Here is a 21480-nt window from a genome sequence, read left to right as displayed (position 1 = left end):
GACGCGGGGTCCGGGGCCGTTCTGCTTCGCCGCGAGTCCGGCGCGGTCAGACGGTCAGCAGCAGTCGGCGTGGCAGGTGGAACCGCCGTTTCCGCAGCAGTCCTCGTCGTCGCAGCAGCCGCCGAGCGGGGTGGTGCTCGTGGTCGCGGCGTCGATGGTCAGCATGGCTCGTTCTCCGTGTGCGTGTTCGTCGTGGGACGCCCTCGTCGGGTCCCTGTCTACAGACGGGCGTTGCGCGGAAAGGACGCAGCCGCACACGGATCGCGGCACGAACTCCAGGATGAGGCCCGCCGCGTCCATCCGCACCTCGCAGCAGTCGGTAATCATCTGCTTCAGGCGCGCGCGCCCGCGCTGCACCCGCGACTTGGCGCCGGACACCGAGATGCCGAGGTGTGCCGCGAGCCGGGTCTGCGGAAGGCCCTCCAGTTCGGTGAGCCGCACGGCTTCGCGGTACGGTTCGGGAAGCTGCTCCACGAACGGGCGAATGCACGCCGCCAGTTCCGCGGAGGTGCGCGGCTCATCCTCTTCCGCCACCAGCGACTCGGGAAGCGGCACACGCGCTCCGCCCCGTGCGCGGTACGAATCCACGACGGCGTTGCGCGCGATGCGGTACAGCCAGGGCTGCAGCCGGTCGCCGTCCTGCAGGCGCGGCAGCCCGGCGTGCACCTTTACGAAAACCTCCTGCAGCACGTCATCCGCCACGTCCGGGTCGCTTACCCGCCGCCGGATGAACGCACGCAGCGGCTCCGCAAACCCGCTCCACACCGCCTCGGTGGTCACCATCATCCGCTTCTGCTTCGCAGTACGTTCCGAGCGACAGTCCCCGCCATCACCCGTATAGTCGCGCGCCAGGGCGAAAAGACGCACGGCCGCCAGCAGGGGCTCAGCGCCGCCGCGCGGCCGCGGCAGGGCGGGTCGACATGTCATCCGGAAGAAAGACGAGCGTGAACCGGGCAGCCACGAGCCCCAGCGCCCTGCACTCCACCTGAACGGACCACCGGTTATTCTGCCGGTCTAAAAGCTCCGCGGAAAACCGCGGCCCCAGGAACGGGTCCCGCAGCAGGAATCCCCGCAGCCCCGTTGCGTTGCTGGTGATGCTCCGCTGGCGAAAGACCACCCGGTCGCCACTCGGAGCGACGTCGAACACCACCTGCGTTCCGCCCTGCTCGTGGATGAACTGCGCGTCCTCAATGACGTGCACGCCGCGGTACTGGGGCGCCGATAGCAGACCGGCCAGTTCAAACGTTTCTGATTCGCCAGCCACGGATCTGCCGTGGTACAAGTACACTGCGGCGTCGTTCTTTTCGGGCAGGCGCAGGCCCAGGATCCTCATCAACCGGGGAGCGCGGTGCTCAACGGTCAGCACGACGCGGCGGGACCGTTGCGGCAGGGCCAGAAAGGTGCGCAGTTCCGCCGGTAGCCGGGAGCCGAACGCGGCGGCGAAGCGCGCGTAGGGCGAAGGCGCGGCCGGCGGCGCCACGGCGGGGTCCAGCGTTTCGATCACCCGGTCCAGCGCGGGGCTGTCCGCGGAGTCCGCGGGGATCTCGCCGAACTCGCCGAGCATGTGCACCCGGGGCGGCTCGAACCCTTCGGGTGCGCCCTCGGCCAGGTAGTGGATGTCGTTCTGGATCCTCTCGTACGCTTCCGGGGACGCAAGCACGTGGCCCACCTCCGCCAGCAGCCGGGTCTGCACCCAGCGCGGCGCGTGCGCCAGCATTCCCCATCGTTCCACGCCGGCCAACACGGCGGCACCACCGGTTGTGGGCAGCGCCGCCCACCGCCCGGCCTCCTCCTCCGTATCCACCGCCAGCAGCACGCACCGCTCGCGTGGGAAGCGCGGCGCGGCGTTCCATGCGGCCAGAGTCCGGGACGCGTCCCGGTCTTTCTCCTGCGGCCGGTTCGCGTAGGGCCACTCCGGCATGGCCTGAAGGCCGCCGATCAGGTCGCGCAGCTGCGATCCGAGGCCCAGCGCGCCCGCGGCGGGGATGCAAACCCAGGTGGGCACGTGCAGCGGGTCCTCGGGCACCGTGTCGGCAAGGGCGCGGACGAGCAGGTCGGTCCATGCTTGCGCCGTCAGTTCCGCCAGCCTGAGCGGCGGCGTCAGTCCGGGCCACGCGGCTTCGCAGACCAGGTAATCCATCGAGAGCGGCAACTCGCCCGGTACCTCGGCCGGCTGTTGCATGAGCCGGTGCCACGCCGCCCACAGGCGCGCGCGAGCCGCGGCCGGCTCCAGCCCGGCGGGGCCGTGCGCCAGGGCCGACCGGGCGCCGCGCACCCACCCTTCCCAGGCGGCGAGGTCCGGGCCCAGCAGGGGAACCGGGGTGAACGGTGCCCCGGCCCGGGGTCCGCCGATGCGGTTCCGCACCTCCGCCATCAGCGCCTGCAGCGTCTCGAGCGTACTGGCGGGGCTACTCACCGCTCTTTCGGCCAGCAGCCTGAGTGCGCCGTTCAGGCCATTGACGCCTCCGCTTCCCGGAATGGCGCCCTCCAGCACCCAGGCGCACGACAGCGCCAAGGCAATGGCCTCGCCGTTCTGTTCCAGCAGCGCGGTGTAGGCGCGCACCACTTCCAGGTGGTCCTGCGGGAGCGGCCGGCGGAACCGCGCGGCGTTGTGCAGCGCCGAAAGGGCACGTGTGACCGCGACCCATTCAGGCGAGGCCGGAAGGATCTTGTGTGTCGCCAGCAGTTCCAGGTTCACCTCGCCGCCCGTGACCGCGTTCAGCGCCCCGTTGACGCTCGTGATGAACGCCTCCTGAAGCTGCCAGGGCTGCTCTTCGGTGTGCGGCGGGGCCTCGACATCGGGAAGGAGGGGCACCCCGCTGGCGTCGAAGCACCACTGGAACGAACTCCCCGATCCTCGCATGATGGGGGAGTGGGGCTTGAACGACCGCACGATCGGCTCGTATGCCGCCGCCCACTCGTCGCGCGTCAGGCGGGTGGTGAAGGTGTCCTCCGCCGCGAGCCGGCGGCAGAACCTCGCCAGCTCCTCGGCTATGGCCGAACCGCTGGTGCGCGCCGCGCCGGCCCCGGGCTCCGCCAGGCCGGTGATCACTACCGACGTTTCCCCGGATCTCCACCCTCGGACCACCGCCCATATCGCCGCGCGGATTTCGCGCTGGCGGGCCGGACTGAAGTTCCCACCCTTGGGCTTCAGCACCATCTCCATCGCCAGCCGGATCTTGAGCTCGAGCTGGTATGCCAGCGCGCTCCGGCCCCGCGTGCCCACGGGGCGGCCAAGGTGGTCGTACCCCCAGCTGTACACCCGCGGTGCTCCCTGGTCCAGCAGCGGCCCCGTCCCGAGCGTGAGCGGAAGCGACTCGCGCACGCCGATGTCCAGCTTCTGTCCTGTTTCGCTTTCCCAGTTGGCCAGTTCGTCAAGGAACGAGTATGGGTTCGAGAGCAGCTCGGCGAGGTCCCGCACGAGCTCGAACAGAAAGCGGACGTCGGGCTCGCCAAGGGCAACGTCGCGATACAGCACGTCGGGGTCGCTGGCCGCGGACACCATGCGTCCGCTCATGTACTCCGCGAAGGCATCGCGCCCCGAGGTGTCCGTGAGGTCCAGAACGTACTTTCCCGCCTTGCGCTCGCGGACGGGGTAGAACAGCGCGTCGTACGCCAGCCGCGTCAGCTCCGGTTCCCGCTCCAGCAGATTGCGCTGGCGGTGCAGCACCATGTGAATGCCCAGTTGGATCATGATGTCGCACCGGCCGCGGGTTTCGCTGCGCACCGCCCCGGCGGGAATGCTCACGGCCCCGCCCGGCCCGCGGATCTCGCGCAGTTCCCGCTGAAGGTCGATGGCGTGCATCTCGGCGCGCTGGAGGATCACGTACGGGAGCGCGGCGCAGTCCGAGGTCGCGATGCGGTCTTCCGTTTCGTCCAGCATCTCCGGCTTCCGCAGCCAGCCCGCCACGTACTCGTGCAGGCTCTCGGGCCTAAAAACAACGAACAGGCGGTCGGTGAAGTAGGTGTGCTCGATAGGGTACACCTCCTCTACCGACTGGCGGGTGATGTACTCGAAGTAGCTACGGTCGGTAAGGAAGCAGAAGAAGGCCTGTTCCGACACGAACTTCTTGAGGTGCCGGACGATGTCGGCCATGCGCGAGGGCAGGCACTTGACCTTGTCCAGTTCGTCCACCACGAACACCGGATCCAGCCCGGCCAGCTCCAGCCGGCGGATCAGGGCGGGGAGCACGCGGTCCAGGGTGGCCACCGAGCGGTCCGGCACAAAGGTGTACTCGCGGGTATACGAGCGTTCCCGCGTACGGCCGGAGGACAGCTTGAGTACGAGCGACGCCCCCGCCGCGGCGGCGAACCCCGCCAGCAGGCCGCCCACCGGGCTGGTGGCCGCCTTGGTGAGCAGCCCCGCGCCGGTCACGAGGCCGGTGAGCAGGGACAGCCCCGGCGCGAGCAGGTTGTGCCCCGTGGTATCAGCGCCGGCGGAGAGCTCCTGCTTCTGCGAGCCCCCGAGCCTCTGATTCTCCGAGATGGTGGGGAAGATGCCGGAAATCCGGCGATATACTTCGCAGGCGGTGCTGAGGGCCACCAGCTCGCGCAGCCCCTGGTCGTTGGGGCGCGGGGCTCCCTCTCGCGAGGGGAAGAGCACCCCGCTCTGCAGAAAGCCGCCCGCGGCCCAGTAGTCGCGCAGCCGGTCGGCCCCTGGATACTCGTCCAACTCCAGCGTGAGCTGCGCGGCACGCTCCAGAAGCCCCTGGTGGCGGCGCGCGGCGCGCTTGGCCGCGGCCGGGTCTGCGGCGCGCGCCGTCCCAGCCTCCCCGGCAGCCAAGAGGGGCCCGGCCGCGGGGGCGGATTCCTCCTCGTTGTCCGATGGTGCGCCGGCGCGCAACACCAAGCGGCCCAGGCGCCTGCGCCACCGCCCGGAGGGCGCATCCTGCGCCTCGATGCGCTCCTGCACTCGTTCGCGGTACTGATTGGCGACCTCGTCCACGAGCGCCCGGTACAGCGCCAGCACGATCTGCTCGAGCGCGGCCTTGACCATGGGATCATCCGGGCGCGCGCCGGCGGTGTTCGGCTGCTTTCCGGCCGGCGCGGGCTGGGCCGTGGCGCCGCCCAGCAGGGTGGGTCCGTGGATGTTGACGCGCAGAAAGCGGCGGGTCTCGTGGCCGGCCAGTTCGTTCAGCGTGCGCTCGATCAGGTACGTCTTGCCCGCGCCGCGATGGCCGGACACCAGCAGCGAACGCCCGCGGCGCGTCTCGAACTTGTCGTCGCGAAAGCGAAGCAGTTCTTCCCGGAGCAGGTCGCCCACGGGTGAATCGATGGACCTCTTGGGATCGGCGAGGGAAATCTGGCTGGACATGGCTCCGGGGACGGGCAGGGGATCAGGAGGCGGGGCGTGCGGTGTCGCGGGAGGGCCGCGATGTGCTGTCGGGGACGGATGCGGGAGCGGCGGGGCCAGGGCGCGCGGTGTCGCGCGCGGGGGGAGCGGCCATGCGGGCGGTGGCCGCCGGCGCCGCGGCGGGTGTCCTGGCCACCGGCGGAGCGGCGGCGGCCACAACGGGGGCGGGCCGCACCGAATCCGGGGCGGCGGCGTCGCTCTTTTCCGCGGATGGCGGGGAGGGCAGCCACCGCGAGGCGAAGGCCGTGAACATCCCCCCGAACGCCAGCGCGGCGATCAGGTAGCCGAGCGAGGCGGACATCCGCCATCCGCCCAGCCCTCCGCCCAGCCCGCCCCAGTGGCTCTCAATGCGTGGCGGCTCATCCCGCGCGCTCTGGCGAAAGCCCCACAGAAGCGCGCTGACAATAAGGAGCAGGGCCCCGGCCACCGCCGGGGCGAACCATCGCTCCACGCCGGAGGAGTCCGCGACGGCGCGGCTGCCGGCCTGCAGGAGCAGCAGAGAAGGTGTCACGGGAGGGTGTCGGGATCAGGATGGCAGGGAGGGTACGGCTGTGCGGCAGGGCGGAGCAGGCCCGGCACGCCGCGGGGTGCGGGTAGCCGGCGTGGGAGTGGAGGCCCGCTCCCATGCGCATGGTAGGCCGTTGCCCGCGGGCACGCAAGCATTGTCACATAGCGTGTCTGGTTCCACGCGCCGCACGGGAGGGCGATCCGGCGCTCCGGCTGCTCCGGCCATCTCCGTGCATTGTGAGATGGACGAGGGAGCCGGATTTCCGCCTACGGGGCAGTCGGAGCGCGCCGCTGCTGCCGGTCATGGTTGTGCAGCGTGATGTAATCCGTCAAAATGTGTCCTGTGTTCGCTGCCGGTCCTGCTCCTGGGTCCGATGCGGGCACACAAGGATGAGAGGGCTGCGCGGGCAGCCCTCCTCCATGGATCAGCGCCCGCTCCACGTCGGGAGCGGACGATCTCTGGCGACAGGCAAGGGAGACCGCATGCGGAAGATGGTTCTGGATACGGAAGCGCTTCAGGTGGACTCGTTCGAAACCACCGCCGCGCCGCGCGAGGTGCGCGGCACCGTGCGCGCCGCCGATGGCGATTCGTACGTGCATTGGTGCGTCGCCGAACCGGGTTGGACGGACGGCTGCACGACGACTGCCTGTGGCGGCCCGACCGTGGAAACGTGCGAAGGGAACATGTGCCCCACCGCGACCGTGCAGGTCACCGTCTAGGCGACGAACGGTCAACTGGAAGGCTCGAGGAAGCCCCTCCGCCGGCCGGCGGAGGGGCTTCTTTTTCGGACAGCGGGGCATGGGCCCGCGCTACAGCGTCTCGCCGACGCCGCCCAGGCGGGCGTACGCGGCGTCGTAGCGGTCGGCGATGGAGTTGAGCTCGCCGGAGACTTCGCCCCAGCGCCCCTCCAGCTCGCTCCGCATCTGCCGCACCTCCTCTGCATCCTCGCCGCGGCGGGCGCGGCGCAGCGCGGGCCACACGTTGCGGCTGCTGGCGATCAGCTGCCGCGCCACGCGGGGCAGGGGACCCCTGGTGTTGGAGAGCACCTCGTCCATGGCCTGGTGCGCCAGGCGGGCGCTCGCCGCGCTCTCCAGGTGCCCGGCCACGAGCATGTGGTCCATCAGGAACGCGCGGTACCAGTAGTGGCTCAGGCGGTCCGTCGCCGTCTTGACCGTGAGGAAGTACAGAATCTTGCGCGACAGCCGCTTCAGCAGCCCCACCGTGAGGCGCAGGGGGATCGTGGCGCAGCCGCCGCGCCCCTCCGCATCCTTTTCCGCCAGCGCCGCGCGCACGTCCTGCGGCAGCGTGCGCCCGCGGGAGCGCGCCACCGCGCCGGGAATGCGGCGGCGGAAGAACGCCTCGAACGCGTCGTCCACGAACGGGATGGGGATCAGCACCGAAAGGCCGGCCAGCGTGGCGTCGGCGTACCGGGACCAGTCAAAGGCGGTCGTCTGCTGCTGGGGCATCGCAGTTTGCGGGCTGTGGTTGAATCCGGATCCGCAGGGGCGGAGCGCCGGCCTCCGTGGCCGTCCATCCCCGCCGATTGCACGACGTACGCCGGACGCCGCGCGGCGGCTTCCATCCGCATCCGTCCATCCGCATCCGTCACCCACCTCCGCGCATCCCGCATCCCGTACTCGCATCCGCCCCGCACCCCCGGCGATGGCGGACGCTGGTCCGTCGTCGTGATCCTCACGAGATCGAATCCGATCCTACGGCCAAGCAGAGAAGGGGAGCCCTGCGCGGGCTCCCCCTCTCGTCATCCATCCTCAACTGCGAACCGATCGCGCGCGGAGGTCAGGGACGGGTGCGCTCGGCGATCTTCTTCTGCTGCCGGGCCGCGGTCACCCTGGCCATCACCGAATCCACGTACTGCCGCGCCTGGCCGCGCGTCTGGATGGCGTCGTAGCGCGCGTGTGCGGCCGCCACCTCCGCCGGCGTGCCGCCGGACATCTCGATCTCCGCCTTGCGCAGCACCTGCAGCGCACCCACCAGGTTGCCGGAGCGCGGCACCGGCAGGCCGTCGCGCGCCGCCTGTTCCTCCGCCGTCATGGGCGGCGTGGCGGCCTTGATGAGCGGCGCCGGGCTGTTGAGCGCGGTGGGGCAGTCCGTGCGCGGCGTGTCCAGCGTCAGCAGCCCCATTACGCTGTTGGCAGCCGCGTCGCGCTGCGTGAGCGCCGGCAGCCCGAAAATCTCCTCCACCGTCTTGAGCGCCGAGGCGTGGTCGTACACCGTGTGATCCACCGTGCCGGCCGCGATCAGCGGCGACACCACCACGGCGGGCACGCGCAGCCCGTACTGCTCAAAGTTGAACCCGTACTGCGTGTAGCCGTACGGGGGATTGTCGCCCGGCGCGGTCGCGGCCCCGGGCGCCACCGAATCGTACAACCCGCCGTGCTCGTCGTAGGTGATGATGAGCAGGCTGGTGTTCCAGTACGGCGAGTTGCGGATGGCGGAGTACACGGCCGCCAGCAGGTGCTCGCCGCCGTACACGTCGTCCATGGGGTGCTGCGACGATCCGCCCGCGTACGTCCCGCTCACGATGTCGCCGTAGTGCGGCTCAATGAAGGTATACGGGTACGGATACGGCCCCTGCAGGTCCGACGCAAAGTGCTGCAGCGAGTTGATGTCCAGCAGCGTCACGCCGCTGAGCGACGACACCTGCGGCACCGCGCCCGCCGCCGAGCCGTTCTGCGGGTCGTCGCTGTACAGGCTCAGGTACCCGGGGCCGGAATCGTTGTACAGGCGGTACGGAATGCCGGCGTTGCCCAGCGCCTGGTAGATGGAGCCGTTGACGTACTGGAAGCCTTCGCCGGGGAGCTCCCATTCGCCCATCTGCGCGCTGGACGGGCTGTGGTCCAGCCCCGACGACGAGGCGCCGTGGATGAAGAACCGGTTGGGCCACGTGGGGCCCGGGATGGACGAGTACCACTGATCGCACAGGGCGAACTGCGTGGCCAGCTGGTACATCACCGGCAGCTGCGTGGGGGTGGCGAAGCAGGCCATCACGTCGCCGATGTCCTGCGACGGCGGGACCGGCCCCTCGCTGGTGGTGGTGGCGTAGTTGGAAACGAAGCCGGAGTTGTTGATGGCGGGATACGGTCCGCCGGACGGGTACACCGCGCCCGCCCCGGAAAGCTGCTCCACCGTGTCCAGGAACTCGTGCCCGGGGTCCGTCGGCATGCTGAGCGGCGCGCCGGACTGCACGTAGTATGTGTTGCCGTTGTACGTGTTGGAGTTGCTGGTGGTGGCCGCCGTGATGCCCGGAATGCCGGACATGGCGAAGATGTTGTCGAACGAGTGGTTCTCCAGCATCACCACGAACACGTGGGTGATGGGCGAGTACGGCGCCAGCTTCGTCATGGGGTTGGGGCAGCCGCCGGAATCCAGCGCAATGTTCAGCTCCGTGGTGCTGACGGAAAAGGTGAGCGTCTGGTCCGCGTCCTCGTGCTGGAGCTGGCACTCCTTCCAGTACGGATCGGTGGAGCTTCCGCTGCTGGCGTAGTAGCCGGGGGCCGGGCCGTCCTGCACGTGCATGAGGACGGACCAGTAGTCCAGAATCGTCCCGGTGCCGAAGCCGGTTTCAAAGAGGACCGTCAGCGACCCCACGGTTTCGCCCGGCGCCGCCGTCCAGCTGGCGCTCTGCGTGCCGTTGCTGGAGTTGCTGTGCCACAGCTGGATCTGGGCGTTCCCGCCGCTGTTGTTGGTGATCTGTACCGTCGCCGATCTTTGCGTCGCCATGATGCTTTCCCCTGGGGTGTGCGCCGTCGCTCCGTACGCCCGGCATGTGCTACGCTGCCGCGTGGCACGGGCATGATATCCGCGGATCGAAAAAGATCAAGATTTTTCTTAAAAGGAGGCTCCATGGGGCCTTTGTCTGCCCCACGGCAGCGTCGATGGCCGCATTCTCCGTCGGGATTGGCGACGCCGTGCATTCGCGGCGCCGAGTGCCCATATTTCTTTCACCGCGGAGGGCCGGCGGAGCTGCGCCCCGGGAGATCGTCCGCGGTCGGCTCCGGCATCATGAACCACCAGGAACGATGATCAGGAACGCGGAAAGGCTGGTGCGGGGGGACGTGCGGGAGATGGATCACCGCGTGTGGGAGGTGGAAGCGGCGGAGATCCAGCACGGGATGGTGCAGGTGCTCTGGCGATGCGGCGAAGACCGGCGCTGGGACGAGTACGCGCCGGGCACGCCGGTCATCGTGGCGGACCCCGAGCCCGCGGCCCAGGCGCGGAGGCGGATGATCAGCACCGCCGCCGCGCTCGCGCCGGGCGACCAGCGCGTGGGCCCGGACTCGCCGCCGTTCCGCGTCGTCGGCACCGAGCCGTTCGAGGGGCGGGTGGTGGTGGAGTGGTCCAACGGCGTGGCTACCCGCGTGCGCGAGTACGACCCGTTCGACGGCATCCTCGTGGAGCGCCCCACGGCACCCGGCTCCTGACCGGAGGGCCGGGCGCGCGGCATCGCGGCCTGCAGGTGGCCGCGCAACGGCAAAGGCCCTGCATCGCGAGCGGATGCAGGGCCTTTGGTCTACCCCCGCCGGCGGCTGGCCGCGCTACTTGAAGAAGTTCAGGAACACGGTGATGACGAGCGCGTTGGTGAAGTCGATGAAGAACGCGCCCACCATGGGCACTACCAGAAAGGCGCGCGGCGCGGGGCCGTACTTCTCCACCAGCGCACGCATGTTCGCCATTGCGTTGGCCGTGGTGCCCAGCATGAACCCCACGAACCCGCCGCTCATGACCGCGGACTCGTAGTCGCGCCCCATGAGCGGAAACACGGGCCACATGCAGATCACCGCGATCAGCGCGACCTGCGCGGCCAGAATGACCAGCATGGGCCCCGCCAGGTTGGCCAGCTCCCACAGCTTGAGCGTCATGAGCGCCATCACGATGAACAGCGCCAGCGCCGCGTTCCCCAGGTCGTCGATGACCCGCTGCGACACTCGGAACCAGCCGGTCAGGTCATCCAGGTTGCGGATGACGGCGGCGACCAGCATGGCGCCGATGTAGGCCGGGAGCTTGAAGCTGGGCGAATCGATCCACGCGCTCACCCATCCGCCCACCCACATGGCGACCAGGATGAGCACCACGCTCTGCAGCAGGACGAACGATTCCTCGTCTTCGCCGGCCGGGGCCGCGGGCGGCGTGTCGCCCAGCTGGCCTTCCACGATCTGCGCGGCCACGGGCGTGTTCATCTCCGTCCGCCCGCCCCGGGCCTTTCGCAGCGCGTTCCGCTCGATGAGCCGCGTGGCGATGGGCGCGCCCACCACGCCGCCCATCACGATGCCCACCATGGCCGAGGTGACCGCCACCGTAGTGGCGCCGGGTACGCCCTGCGCCTCGAACAGCGGCGCAAACGCCAGCCCCGTCGCCGGCCCGCCGGTGAGCGTCACCGAGCCGGTGAGCACGCCGAACAGCGGGTGCAGCCCCATCGCGGCCGCCAGCCCGGCGCCCAGCAGGTTCTGCACGACGGCGAACGCCGTCGCCAGGCCAAAGAACAGCAGCACCTGCGGGCCGCCCACCTTGAGCAGGCGAAAGCTGGCCGCGAAGCCGATCGTGGTGAAGAACGCCACCATCATGGGCGACTGCAGCGTGGTGTCGAATTCCAGCGGCGTCTGCCCGCGCGAGCGCAGCGTGGCGATGATCACGGCCACGATCAGCCCGCCGATGACGGGCGCGGGGATGTTGTACCGCGCCAGCGGCCGGATCAGCTTGCGCACGCCGTAGCCCAGGAACAGCACCACGCCCGCAAAGGCGACCGTCTGAATCAGGTCCAGCTTCATCTCGTCCATCCACAGGCAGGCGTCGCATGCCCTCTCGTTGTGAGGCGCCTGTGAAAGGACCGCCGCGCCCGTTCTTCGTCAAGTGCAAGCCCCGGCGGCGGGGCTCGTACGGGCTTCATCGTTCGTCTGGATCGCTCGCGATTTCCGACCGCCGCGCCCGGGCCCCGAAACCGCGGGCGAGTTCTTCCGTACGCACTCTCGGCGGCATCTGGCGGGCTGCGCCGCCGGAGGGGATCGCTCGTTCTCCTGCCCCGCAGGGCTCGTAGTCTCCGCCCCCGCGACCGCTTCTCCGACGAAAGCGCGCGTCGCGCGGCGGTGGATCACATCCACCCCACGGTGGCCAAGTCGCTTCCTGCGGCGGCCAACTCGCGGTGCGATCCATCTCCGGATACGCTCCTCCATCCCAGGCGCTCGCCGGAATTCCTCGGTCGCCCACGGTCCACGGGACGTTCGCGAGTGTCCCGCCCACGCCGTCAGCCGCCAGCGCCCGATTGGCGGCCCCCCCACTGAACGAGAAGGATGATGTACATGATCAGACGACCGGCATCCATCGGAACCGCCGCTTCCCTCGCGGGCACGCCGGCCCGTGCGCAGGACAGCACCGGGAAGACTCACCGCATCCCCGTCGCTTCCACACAGAACCGCTTCGTTCGCGCAAACCCGCTCGTTCGCTCGCTGAGATGGCCGGTCCCGGTCGCGATGCTGCTGTGGGCCGGCTGCGCGCCGCTGGGGCAGAGCGCGCCGGCGCCGTCCGCAGGCGCGGCCGAGGTGGGGCAGGAGTGGCAGCCGGTCGCCGACCCGGCCGCGCTGGGCTACTCGCGCGCGGGGCTGGACAGCGCGCTGGCGATGGCGCAGGGGATGAAGACGTCGGCGCTTCTCGTTGCGGTGGGCGGCCGCACGCTCCTGGAGTACGGCGACGTCCGCGACACCAGCTACATCGCATCCGCGCGAAAGAGCGTCCTGTCGATGCTCTATGGAAAATACGTGGAGAACGGCACGATCCGGCTGGACGAGACGCTGGCCCAGATCGGCATCGACGACCGCGGCGGGCTGCTTCCGCTGGAGCGCACGGCCACGGTGGAGGATCTGCTCGGGGCGCGCTCCGGCGTGTACCACCCGGCATCCAACCCCGGCGACGCGCTGGAGATGGCGCCGGCCCGCGGCACGCAGAAGCCCGGGACGTACAACCTGTACAGCAACTGGGACTTCAACGCGCTGGGCACCATCTTCGAGGTCAGGACGGGCCGCGGCATCTACGACGCCTTTGAGAGCGACATCGCCCGGCCCATCGGGCTGCAGGACTTCCATCGCGAGGTGCACTCACGGCAGGGTGACAGTACCAAGTCCATCCATCCCGCCTACCACTTCGTCCTGTCCACCCGCGACATGGCGCGCCTGGGGCAGCTGATGCTGCAGAATGGACGATGGGGCGGACGGCAGGTGATTCCGGAGTCGTGGGTGCGCCGCAGCACGCGCATGGTGACCCCGCCCGCCGAGATGAATCCGCCAGGGCTGCGCGCGCAATCGCTGCGGGACGGGGTCGGCTACGGCTTTCTGTGGTGGACGCGGGTGCGCCCCGACACCACGGACGCGTTCCACGGCAGCTACGCGGCCCAGGGTGCGTTCGGCCAGTACATCTGGGTCATCCCCAGGCTGGACATGGTGATCGCGCACAAGGTGGTGGTGCGCGGCTCCCCGACGGCGGAGCAGAATGTGTCGCAGGCGCAGTTCGAGGCGCTGGTGCGCTCCATCGTGAGCGCGCGATGCGAGGCGGTTGCGGCGGGGGCGGCGCCTTCGCGGCCCGCATCGCCGCGCCGGGGCGGGCAGCCGGCCGCGTGCCACTTCGCCGTTCCGCCGTTTACCGCGCAGTGGGGTCCGGCGCCGCCGGACTGGCGGGTGGCGGCCGGCGCGGTGCCCGCCGTCTTTTTTGCGGGGGACTACGAGATGGCGCCCGGCCGCGTGTTCAAGGTGACGGTGGAGAACGGGATCCTCATGGGCGAGCCGGCGGGCGGCGCCAGGCAGCCGCTGGTGCACGTCTCCGGCGTGACGTTCGGCCTCGGACGCGCCGACGCGCCGGTCACGCTGACCTTTACCCTCGCCGCCAATCCGCCCGCGCCCGCGGTGGTGATGGGCGAGAACGGCACCGAGCGCACGCTGCCGCGCGTCGGCGGCGGCCGGTAGGGCGGCGGGCGATCATCGCTGATGGTCGGCCAGGTGCGCGGGGGTGATCAGACGTGGCAGAGAATGATCGTGCATCGCCAGGCCGCTCTCCCGCTGCACGAAAGCAGGCACCGCAACAGCATCGAAAGCCCACGCGGAGCGAGGGGGACGTGATCTGCACGAGCCGGCGGTGATCGGGCAGACCTTTCCGGATCGGGATCAGCTCCGGCGCCTGTCGCCGGGTGGCGAGGTATTCGCGGCATGCCGCAAACGAGGCGCACCACGCGGGCGATGCGGAACGATGAAAAGCCCGCTCCGGAGCAGTCCGGGGCGGGCTTTCGCGGGTCGCGGCACTCCGCCGCCGTCGGGGGCTTCGCGGGGTGGGGTGCTCCACCGGGCCGCATCTGGCGTCCCCTCCGCGCTGACGGTTCAGGAGAACGGGGGTGCGACCGATGGTGGGACCGCCCGTGTCTCACGAGGGGATGATGCGCGTACGCCCTCCCCAACTGCCATATTCAGCAATGGGCCGGAAGCGGAGGGCGGTGAACTCGAAGTGGAAATCCTTGCGCCGGCGCTCGGCCATGGCCGCTGCATGGCGCTCCGGGCGGGGCACGTGGCTCCGGCCGTGGACCATGTCCACCATTTCCCGTTGCGACGTCCACACGGAGAACGTGGCAACGGTATTCGGCATCCGGATGGCCGCGATCGCCTCCGTCGTGGCGGGGTGGTCCCGAACCAGCTCTTCCACGGGCCTGCCCCACCGGATGAAGCGCGGTACCTGGGGCAGTTTCATCCGCGCGAGCGTCACCGCGACGACCGGTGCCTCGGGATCCTGCTCTCCGACGCTTTCCGGCAGTCCGTCGAACGCACGAACCTGCCCCCAGCGGCGCTGAAACGCCATTCTGACGTGCCAGCCGGTGGCGAGCGCACGCCCCAGCGCGGAGCCGGCCAGAAAATCGTCCACCGCCGCCTCGCCCTCCCACGCGGCGAACATCGTCAGATGGCGGAGCTGCATCCGCGCGGGCGACATGATCGGTGCTCCGAGCGCCATCCGCGTCATGCACTCGGCGTGCTTGAGGCCGGGGATGTGCTGCCCCCTTGGCGGCGAACAGAGTGCCCGGACCGCTGTGCCGATCGGGGTTTCTGCGTAGTGGAAGGTAAAGGCGGTCATCGAGTGTCAAGACGCGAACGCGTTGAGTCATCACGCGCGTGCACCCGATCGCACAACGGGGACGCGGCGCGCCAACCGTCAGCCGATGGTGCATGAAGGCTTTGCTGGCGCAGATCAGTCAGCGGCAATGCGGGCGAGCGCATCGGGCGAGGGCAGCGGGGCCGCGAGGGGAACAGACCCTGCGGACCGCGCGCCGGATTTGCCGAAACGGAGCTTATGGAAGTCGGTGCACATGCGCTACCCGGTAACGCCCGACGGACGATACTTCGTGGTGCGGGGCCGTCTCTGGCGCTGCACCAATCCCGCGTTGAGCCAGGAGGAGCGGGAGCGGCTCACGCGGGAGCTCATGCAGGCACGCTCCGCGGTCGGACGGGCGAAGCGCGCGGGAGATGAGGAGCGTTTGCGCAGCGCCTGCACCGCGGTGAACGAGGCGAAGGTCGCTCTGGGAGAGCGTGGGGCAGTCTGGTGGACGGACGGAGCCCCCGATTACAACCGGCGCCTGGCGAAGAACACCCCCTACCGGGAGTGGTTCGCGAACATCCCGGACCTCAGCAGTGCAGAAGAAAGCTGAATGCAGGCTAGCCAGACCCCCGGCCAGGTGCCCCACGGCGCTGCCCCGCTCCCGAACTCCTGGCGAGCATGTCGGAGGCGGATGAACAGACAGGACGCCGTGAAGCGGCGCCAGTCCGTGGACACAATGAACTAAGGATCATGTCAGCCGGATTCGCATCTGGAGGGTTGATCCCCAGGAACCGTTACGGGCGGTTCCGCTCGAGTCCGTCCGCTCCAGCGAAACGGAGCGGATGCTCGAGAATCTTCTCGTCAACTCACCGGAACTGCTGCAGCCCGAGTTGGTGCTGGTTGGCCGGCAGGTTCCGACTGCTGGCGGTCCGCTGGACCTGCTCGGTGTGGATGCTGAAGGGCGGTTGATCGTGTTCGAACTCAAGCGCGGCGTGCTCACCCGCGAAGCCGTGGCGCAGGTCCTCGATTACGCTTCGGACTTGGCGGCAATGAGCAACGAGGCGCTGGCACGCCTCATCGAGGAACACTCCGGACGTTCCGGAGTCGCTAAGATCTCCGATTTTCTGGAGTGGTACAGTCAGGAGTTCCCGTCGCAGGCCGGTCCGCTGGCGGAGCGCCCGCGGATGGTGCTGGTAGGGCTTGGCGTGGACGAGCGCGCCCTCCGCGTCGTCAACTTCCTCGCGGAAACGGGAGTTCCGATTCAGCTTCTTACGTTCCATGCATTCCAGGCCGGGCGGGAGCTGTTCCTGGCCCAGCAGGTTGAGAGCGAGCCGGTCGTGCCGACGGCAGGAACGAGCGGGGGGAGCAAGGAGGGGAATCGCAGGATCCTGCACGAGAAGGCGGGCGCGCTGGGCGTGGCCGACTTTCTGGAGGAATCTGCCCGGTTCGTTACGGGCAAGCTGGGGAATGTCTACGTCTGGCCTCACAAGACCTTGTACTCCTTCAACGTTGCCGACGAGACCGCTGAAGGGCGAGCTACGCAGCGTTACATTGTCTCTCTGGGCCCGAACGAACAGCGGCCCGGCACGTTGCGCCTCGCGTTCGCGGATCGCGTGCTGGCGTTGAGCCCCGAAGTGGAAGACGCTGCTTACGGAGAAACTCGGAGGACGGCGCGTCAACACCGCCTACCGTGCAGCGGAAGTCATTCTGGAGCAGGACGCGTGGCCCGCGCTCCAGCCCAAACTGGGCGAGGTACTGCAGACGGTCCGTCGTTTGTGGGACGAGCACCGGTCGCGCGCGAGTCAGGAAGCCATCGCAACGTCCTCGTCGGTAGCACTCAATGAGGCTCTCTCCACGGGCCCCGACGAGGACTCGTCGACGCGTCTGTGACCAGAGCGCGGGGCCGAACCTGTATCAACACCGGTAGCGGGGTGAACAGAAATGCAGAAGGCCCAGCAACGAAACCGGTGCAGGGCCTTCTCTTCACCAAGTCGGGACGGCCGGATTTGAACCGGCGACCCCCTGAACCCCATCTACGTAAATTGCGCATCGCAACACGGCAAAAATGGCGGATTTGCAGGATTTTTTGATCAACCGTGCTGCATCCAGAGCGCATATTGATGAGGTTTGCGGGGCGAAAACATACACAAAAACATATACGCCCGCAGGGGATACGCGTCCGGCGCGGTGCCCCTGGCCGTGCTCATCATCTTCGTCTTGCCGGCGGTGCGGAAAACGGCAGGCCCAGGCAGGGTTGTCTGCCCTGGGCCTGTCACATGTCGAGACTGTGGCGCGCTTACTTCTCGTAGATTGCCAGCACGTTCATGTCGGGCTCACTCTTCAGGGTTCCGACCAGGCGGATTCCGTGCTTGTACCCGCGCTTGATGAAGTTGTAGGCGAACGTTCCCGTGTCGTAGGTTGCGGCGGGCACCATGTGCAAGTGCAGGGTGTCTCCCTCCCCGGTGAGCGGGACGCGGTAGTCGATCCACCGAAGGCGACCATGGTCTGAAGCTGCCTTTTCCACGACCACCATGGCTTTGGTTGCGCTGAAGTGCCCGTGGAACCACCCCCAATACTCCTTACGGGCATCCGACAGGGTCCGTCCCTCGGGTGCTCGCTCCGGATAAGAGATGGGCTCGCTTCCGGCTTTCTCCTTAAGGCGTCCTACTAGTTCATCGTACAGCAGCACGATCTTCCCGTCCTCGAACTCGGCGGCAGTTGGGATTAGGCACGTCCTGAACGTTTCGTGCTCCGCTTCGCCAGGGAGATCGAGGAAGACAAGTTCCCGGGGGACGCGGCGGATAGTGGCCGGATCGCGCCACTCCGTCGAGGCCGGGTCGCTGACGAGGCAGAGACGGCTCCGGTGGTTGGCGAGGTAATGCAGCGTCAGGTGCTCCAGTTGGCGCTGGGGATTGGAAATCGGATGCAGCTCGATCATGTGCGAGCTGCCCGACGTCTCGCCGGCCGTTTTGTCCTGTGCTCCCTTAAGATTCAGCTTGGGCAGAAAGGAGAAAAGATTTCCGAGCAGCGACGGAACCCCGATCTCGGCGCCGATCTCGAGCGTCTGCTTGATTTCCTGAGTCACTTCGGACGAGAACTCGATTGTGACCGTGCCTTCCTTCCCCTCCGGCTTCACGACGGCGTCGTAGAAGCGTTCCACCTGTTGCGCATCAATGTAGAGCGGGGAGTCGGCCAGCCAGCCCAGCATTCCGACGGTCGATTTCTCGTCGAGCCCTGTTTTGCTCATCCTCGCCCTCCCATCCCGGAGTGATCACCTGGCAACGGCGGCGGCTTGGTCCTCTGCGGAGGCGTACAATTTAACACCGAAGAAAAACCGGCGCCAGCGTTTCGTCATTCCTCCCCGATATGCGCGGTGGTTTGATCTGTCGTCCCCAAGGCTCCTCCGCTGCCAGCAACGAACAGCCGCTCCTGTTTGATGGCCCCCCGTCCGGTGCTCATCCGGCGCTTGCAAGCCGTCGCCCCCGCGTGCGAGCCCAGACGCGTCTCGTGTACTGCGTCAGCAGGAAGCCGGCGAGGAGTTGGATGTCGTTCGGCGTGTTCTGGACCTCGTTCCATTTCCGCTGATCGTCCGGCGCGAATGCCCATCGGCACTCGCTGCGCGTCCAGCAGCAGACTTCGGCCAAGGGCTCCAGATCTGCCCGGAACTCCTGTTCTGAGGGTACTTCCTCAAAGCGATCGAAAATCGCGTCCATCACCAGCCCCATGCTGATGATGCCGGCTCCGTGCATAAGCCGCGAGTGGACTGGCTTCTTTCCCCAGGCATCAGGAAATACCTCGGCAACGACAGACCAGAACCTCTTCAGCAACTTCAGCATCGGCTCAACGTCACCCCGACCAGTGCGCGGGTCGCGGAACCAGTTGAGGGCACCGTTCTCCAAGCTGTGCTCCAGCATCTTCAGGATGGAGTTGTCCTTCACCAAGCCGATTGGATTCGTCGGGGTTTGAATCAGCTTGTAGAAGGGCGAATCCCCATCCCTGTTCAGGCGGTCCAGCAGCAAGGCGGGAAATCGGCGGCGCTGCAGCGGGGCCGGTAAGCGCGACTCCGTGGCCGGGAGGAGCTCGTAGATCAGCCCCTTGGGCAGCGGCTTCGTCGAATTGACCAAGATGAACTGCTCCTTTTGTTCTTGGTTGTCGCCGGTGATGAACGCGGTGACGTAGATCGGGAACTGCTCCACGTCGGCGTCGCGGATCGCCGCCGCGCGCTGCTGCCCGTCCACGATCCACCCCGGACGGTCCTCTGGCGGGAGTGATGGATCGGCGGGGATGACCAGGGTTCCCAGTCGGCTGAACCCCTGCCCGAGCGGCTGCACGTCGGATGACTCGAACCGGACCCGCGGATCGAACGCGATGACGATCGCGTTTGGGATCATGGGATCGTCCGATTCGAGGTACGCACGGATTTCGGCGATGTGCGAGCGGACCTCTGGGCGCTGGTAGCCCTGGAGCTCGCCGCCGTCCTCACGGTGCACTCGCGAGATGGTGGCAAAGTCGGACAGCCTCTTGCCGTCCACGGCGAAGCTGTACAGGAGCCGGTTGGGACCCTGCCGGATCTCCAGGGCGGGAAGACGCAATTCGGTCGGTTCAGACATCGTTGATCGGAAGCGGTTAGACAGGCGGCACGCTGGCTAGGGCGCGTCCACCAGCGCGAGCGGCTGCTCCAGCAGGCCGAGGTCACGCTGGAGCTTGCGATAGAAGATCCAAAGATTGTGAAACCCCCTGCGCTTATTACGCTCGGAGCCCCGGAACACGATCACGTGGATGCCTGCCGCCCGACAGACGTCGCAGGGGCACTGCTTCCAAGGACTGTCCTCCAGCACCTGGCGATAGCTGGCCGTGCGGTCGCGTTTCCCATCATACAGCCGCTCGTACTCGGCGATGGGCTCCAGGACCTCCTCAACCGTTGCTTTGCCGCGATCAAAGTCACGCAGGGCCCGCAGGCACGCTCCTTCGAGCTTGAGTGCCACTTCCTGATTGATCTCGCCGGCGCGGATGCTCCGCAGGAGCTTTGGATTTCCCTCCACCTGCGGCACCCGGATCGCCGTGTAGGTGCGATCGGGCGTGTGATAATTGTTACGGTCGTCCTTGAACGCCTGCAGGAACGGCGACGTGCTGTCGAAGCTTACCACCCCATAATCGCGAAAGCGCCCGATCTGCTCGCATCGCGTTACGCCCAGCAGGTGGAATCGCGTGCCTGCCCTGCGTACCTGCTGAATGCGTTCGAGGCAGCTGAGGATCTCCTTTGTCTTGAGCGGCACCATCCCGCCCAGGGCGATGTACTCGTAGCCCATGTCCTGTAGCTGCTTCACCGCCATGGCATACGAGGAGGGGCTCCATCCCTGCGCCACGCCCACCGGCACGAATCCGCACTTCTCTCGCTGGCTAAGCTTCAGAAAGTCGTGCGCCAGATCGATCGTGATTCTCTGTCGCTTCACGAACTCGGCGGGAACCAGGTCCAGCTCCGGGTCCACGTGGTAGTCTTCGGAATGGAACGCCAGGATCGCGTGGTCCACCGAGATGCCGTAATCGAACCCGCATTGCTCGTAGAACTCGGCCACGCTCTCCACGGAGAACGGCGGGTACTCTTCCTTCACGTAGCTGAAGGCGCCGCAGTCCCCCATCGTCTCCGGACGTCCGTCGCCCTTCGGCAGCCGAAAGAACTCCTCCACGCCGAGCCGGAGCAGACGGTGCCGCTGGGGGAGTGAGTACTTCCCCGAGCTTTCGCCCGACCCCATCACAATGGCCTTGGAGACCAGGATCCCGTTGAACGGCGGCTGCGCGAAGATCTCGTGCGCGTAGCGGTCGTTCCGTTGCCGAATGCGGAACTCGTCGCGCGTCTCGGTCTCGAAGTCGAAGCTGGGGTCGACCTGGTCCTGGCTATCGGGGAAAAAGAACTTCATATCATCATTGGTGATCCCCGCGCTGCCAGGTTCAGGCACCGCGGGGATGATCGTCATCGGCTGGAAAGCCCGGGCTCTTCATGTCGGCTCGGCGGCCATCTCCCGGCGCACGCGCCGGTACAGCTCGCCGAACCGCTTCTGCTCGCATGCCCGCCCCTCGATGTCACGCAGCCGGCGCAGCAGTGGAGTGCAGGCCATGGACGAGTCGACGTGGAGTTGCGCGCGCAGGAAGCGGATGACCTCGTCGTCCGTAATCGTGGGGCGCTTCGGCACGACGGGGCGGCCCAGCCCCGCCGCTATCCCTCCAAGCGCCTCGTTCATTCCCGCGCGATCGAACGCGCACCCGGCGGAGAGGAGTTCACGCGCCACGCGCACGTTCAGCGACATCGCCGCGCCGCCGACCTTCTCCCGCATCCGAAGGTCGTACGGAAGCAGGAACGGCTCCACCTCGCGCACCGACCTTGCGCCGGCCGAGAAGACAGCGAGCCGGCCGGGATCGCTGAGCGCCTCAGCAGCCGCTGCCACATCGCTGGCCGTTGCCTGCAGGTACGGGGCGGAGGCGATGATCCACATCGCGGTCCCGGGTTCGCGCGCCGCGATATCGCGGAACGTGCGGGGGGCAC

16 protein-coding genes are annotated in these 21480 nt (G+C 68.1%); 5 read left to right on the top strand and 11 right to left on the bottom strand.

The genetic code is table 11. From position 1 onward, the window contains the following. Nucleotides 1–54: 54 nt before the first annotated feature. From sigZ to VF665_RS16280, 3 genes are all read right to left on the bottom strand, one after another. Nucleotides 55–786, bottom strand: coding sequence for an RNA polymerase sigma factor SigZ (gene sigZ / locus VF665_RS16290; RefSeq protein ID WP_331054501.1), 732 nt, complete (start codon nt 784–786; stop codon nt 55–57). Between the two features lie 97 nt (nt 787–883). Further along, nucleotides 884–5314 carry a hypothetical protein gene (locus VF665_RS16285; RefSeq protein ID WP_331054500.1) on the bottom strand — a complete coding sequence of 1477 codons (4431 nt, stop codon included), beginning with the start codon at nt 5312–5314 and terminating at the stop codon, nt 884–886. Nucleotides 5315–5336: 22 nt separating this feature from the next. Further along, nucleotides 5337–5864 (bottom strand): hypothetical protein, encoded by a 528-nt coding sequence (locus VF665_RS16280; protein ID WP_331054499.1) that lies wholly within the window; start codon nt 5862–5864, stop codon nt 5337–5339. Nucleotides 5865–6343: 479 nt separating this feature from the next. Here VF665_RS16280 and VF665_RS16275 point away from each other — a divergent pair, with 479 nt between their 5' ends. Then, the gene (locus VF665_RS16275; RefSeq protein WP_331054498.1) at nt 6344–6580 is read left to right on the top strand and encodes a hypothetical protein; all 237 of its coding nucleotides are present in this window, start codon (nt 6344–6346) and stop codon (nt 6578–6580) included. 90 nt (nt 6581–6670) lie between these two features. Here the strand turns inward: VF665_RS16275 and VF665_RS16270 are convergent, their stop codons facing one another. Together VF665_RS16270 and VF665_RS16265 are read right to left on the bottom strand one after the other, a co-directional pair. Next, nucleotides 6671–7327, bottom strand: coding sequence for a hypothetical protein (locus VF665_RS16270; RefSeq protein ID WP_331054497.1), 657 nt, complete (start codon nt 7325–7327; stop codon nt 6671–6673). 331 nt (nt 7328–7658) lie between these two features. Further along, nucleotides 7659–9602, bottom strand: a complete 1944-nt coding sequence (locus VF665_RS16265) for an alkaline phosphatase family protein (RefSeq protein WP_331054496.1) — start codon at nt 9600–9602, stop codon at nt 7659–7661. 299 nt (nt 9603–9901) lie between these two features. Between VF665_RS16265 and VF665_RS16260 the strand changes: the two genes are divergently transcribed. After that, a complete protein-coding gene (locus VF665_RS16260) occupies nt 9902–10303 on the top strand; it encodes a hypothetical protein (protein ID WP_331054495.1) in 402 nt (133 codons plus the stop codon). 114 nt (nt 10304–10417) lie between these two features. Here VF665_RS16260 and gltS read toward each other — a convergent pair whose 3' ends face one another. Next, nucleotides 10418–11647 carry a sodium/glutamate symporter gene (gene gltS / locus VF665_RS16255; protein WP_331054494.1) on the bottom strand — a complete coding sequence of 410 codons (1230 nt, stop codon included), beginning with the start codon at nt 11645–11647 and terminating at the stop codon, nt 10418–10420. A 699-nt stretch (nt 11648–12346) separates the two neighbouring features. On the opposite strand from gltS, the gene VF665_RS16250 reads away from it, so the two are divergent. After that, nucleotides 12347–13828 (top strand): serine hydrolase, encoded by a 1482-nt coding sequence (locus tag VF665_RS16250; RefSeq protein ID WP_331054493.1) that lies wholly within the window; start codon nt 12347–12349, stop codon nt 13826–13828. Between the two features lie 451 nt (nt 13829–14279). On the opposite strand, the gene VF665_RS16245 is transcribed toward VF665_RS16250, so the two are convergent. Continuing rightward, a complete protein-coding gene (locus VF665_RS16245) occupies nt 14280–14978 on the bottom strand; it encodes a hypothetical protein (RefSeq protein WP_331054492.1) in 699 nt (232 codons plus the stop codon). Nucleotides 14979–15210: 232 nt separating this feature from the next. Between VF665_RS16245 and VF665_RS16240 the strand changes: the two genes are divergently transcribed. Together VF665_RS16240 and VF665_RS16235 are read left to right on the top strand one after the other, a co-directional pair. Continuing rightward, nucleotides 15211–15549 (top strand): hypothetical protein, encoded by a 339-nt coding sequence (locus tag VF665_RS16240; RefSeq protein ID WP_349263145.1) that lies wholly within the window; start codon nt 15211–15213, stop codon nt 15547–15549. Nucleotides 15550–15781: 232 nt separating this feature from the next. Beyond that, complete coding sequence (locus tag VF665_RS16235; protein WP_331054490.1) at nt 15782–16783, top strand: endonuclease NucS domain-containing protein; 1002 nt, start codon at nt 15782–15784, stop codon at nt 16781–16783. A 452-nt stretch (nt 16784–17235) separates the two neighbouring features. Here VF665_RS16235 and VF665_RS16230 read toward each other — a convergent pair whose 3' ends face one another. The 4 genes from VF665_RS16230 to VF665_RS16215 all read right to left on the bottom strand — a co-directional run. Continuing rightward, nucleotides 17236–18186 carry a hypothetical protein gene (locus VF665_RS16230; RefSeq protein ID WP_331054489.1) on the bottom strand — a complete coding sequence of 317 codons (951 nt, stop codon included), beginning with the start codon at nt 18184–18186 and terminating at the stop codon, nt 17236–17238. A gap of 208 nt (nt 18187–18394) precedes the next feature. Continuing rightward, nucleotides 18395–19549: a DGQHR domain-containing protein DpdB gene (gene dbpB / locus VF665_RS16225; RefSeq protein WP_331054488.1), complete on the bottom strand. Its 1155-nt coding sequence runs from the start codon at nt 19547–19549 to the stop codon at nt 18395–18397. A gap of 36 nt (nt 19550–19585) precedes the next feature. Continuing rightward, nucleotides 19586–20914 carry a tRNA-guanine transglycosylase DpdA gene (gene dpdA / locus VF665_RS16220; protein WP_331054487.1) on the bottom strand — a complete coding sequence of 443 codons (1329 nt, stop codon included), beginning with the start codon at nt 20912–20914 and terminating at the stop codon, nt 19586–19588. Nucleotides 20915–20935: 21 nt separating this feature from the next. Next, on the bottom strand, nt 20936–21480 hold a 545-nt coding region (locus tag VF665_RS16215), incomplete at its 5' end, for a hypothetical protein (RefSeq protein ID WP_331054486.1).

It is taken from the genome of Longimicrobium sp. (genome assembly GCF_036387355.1).
Classification (GTDB): Bacteria; Gemmatimonadota; Gemmatimonadetes; order Longimicrobiales; family Longimicrobiaceae; genus Longimicrobium.
The sequence above is the reverse complement of the archived record's forward strand: the minus strand, read 5'-3'. Positions and strand labels throughout refer to the sequence as shown.

Coding starts and splice junctions, on each gene's coding strand:
- dbpB (WP_331054488.1), bottom strand. CDS start 19,549: ATGTCTGAACCGACCGAATTGCGTCTTCCCGCCCTGGAGATCCGGCAG.
- sigZ (WP_331054501.1), bottom strand. CDS start 786: ATGATGGTGACCACCGAGGCGGTGTGGAGCGGGTTTGCGGAGCCGCTG.
- VF665_RS16250 (WP_331054493.1), top strand. CDS start 12,347: ATGCTGCTGTGGGCCGGCTGCGCGCCGCTGGGGCAGAGCGCGCCGGCG.
- VF665_RS16235 (WP_331054490.1), top strand. CDS start 15,782: ATGCTCGAGAATCTTCTCGTCAACTCACCGGAACTGCTGCAGCCCGAG.
- VF665_RS16275 (WP_331054498.1), top strand. CDS start 6,344: ATGCGGAAGATGGTTCTGGATACGGAAGCGCTTCAGGTGGACTCGTTC.
- VF665_RS16230 (WP_331054489.1), bottom strand. CDS start 18,186: ATGAGCAAAACAGGGCTCGACGAGAAATCGACCGTCGGAATGCTGGGC.
- VF665_RS16240 (WP_349263145.1), top strand. CDS start 15,211: ATGCGCTACCCGGTAACGCCCGACGGACGATACTTCGTGGTGCGGGGC.
- VF665_RS16285 (WP_331054500.1), bottom strand. CDS start 5,314: ATGTCCAGCCAGATTTCCCTCGCCGATCCCAAGAGGTCCATCGATTCA.
- VF665_RS16270 (WP_331054497.1), bottom strand. CDS start 7,327: ATGCCCCAGCAGCAGACGACCGCCTTTGACTGGTCCCGGTACGCCGAC.
- VF665_RS16260 (WP_331054495.1), top strand. CDS start 9,902: ATGATCAGGAACGCGGAAAGGCTGGTGCGGGGGGACGTGCGGGAGATG.
- dpdA (WP_331054487.1), bottom strand. CDS start 20,914: ATGACGATCATCCCCGCGGTGCCTGAACCTGGCAGCGCGGGGATCACC.
- VF665_RS16265 (WP_331054496.1), bottom strand. CDS start 9,602: ATGGCGACGCAAAGATCGGCGACGGTACAGATCACCAACAACAGCGGC.
- VF665_RS16245 (WP_331054492.1), bottom strand. CDS start 14,978: ATGACCGCCTTTACCTTCCACTACGCAGAAACCCCGATCGGCACAGCG.
- gltS (WP_331054494.1), bottom strand. CDS start 11,647: ATGAAGCTGGACCTGATTCAGACGGTCGCCTTTGCGGGCGTGGTGCTG.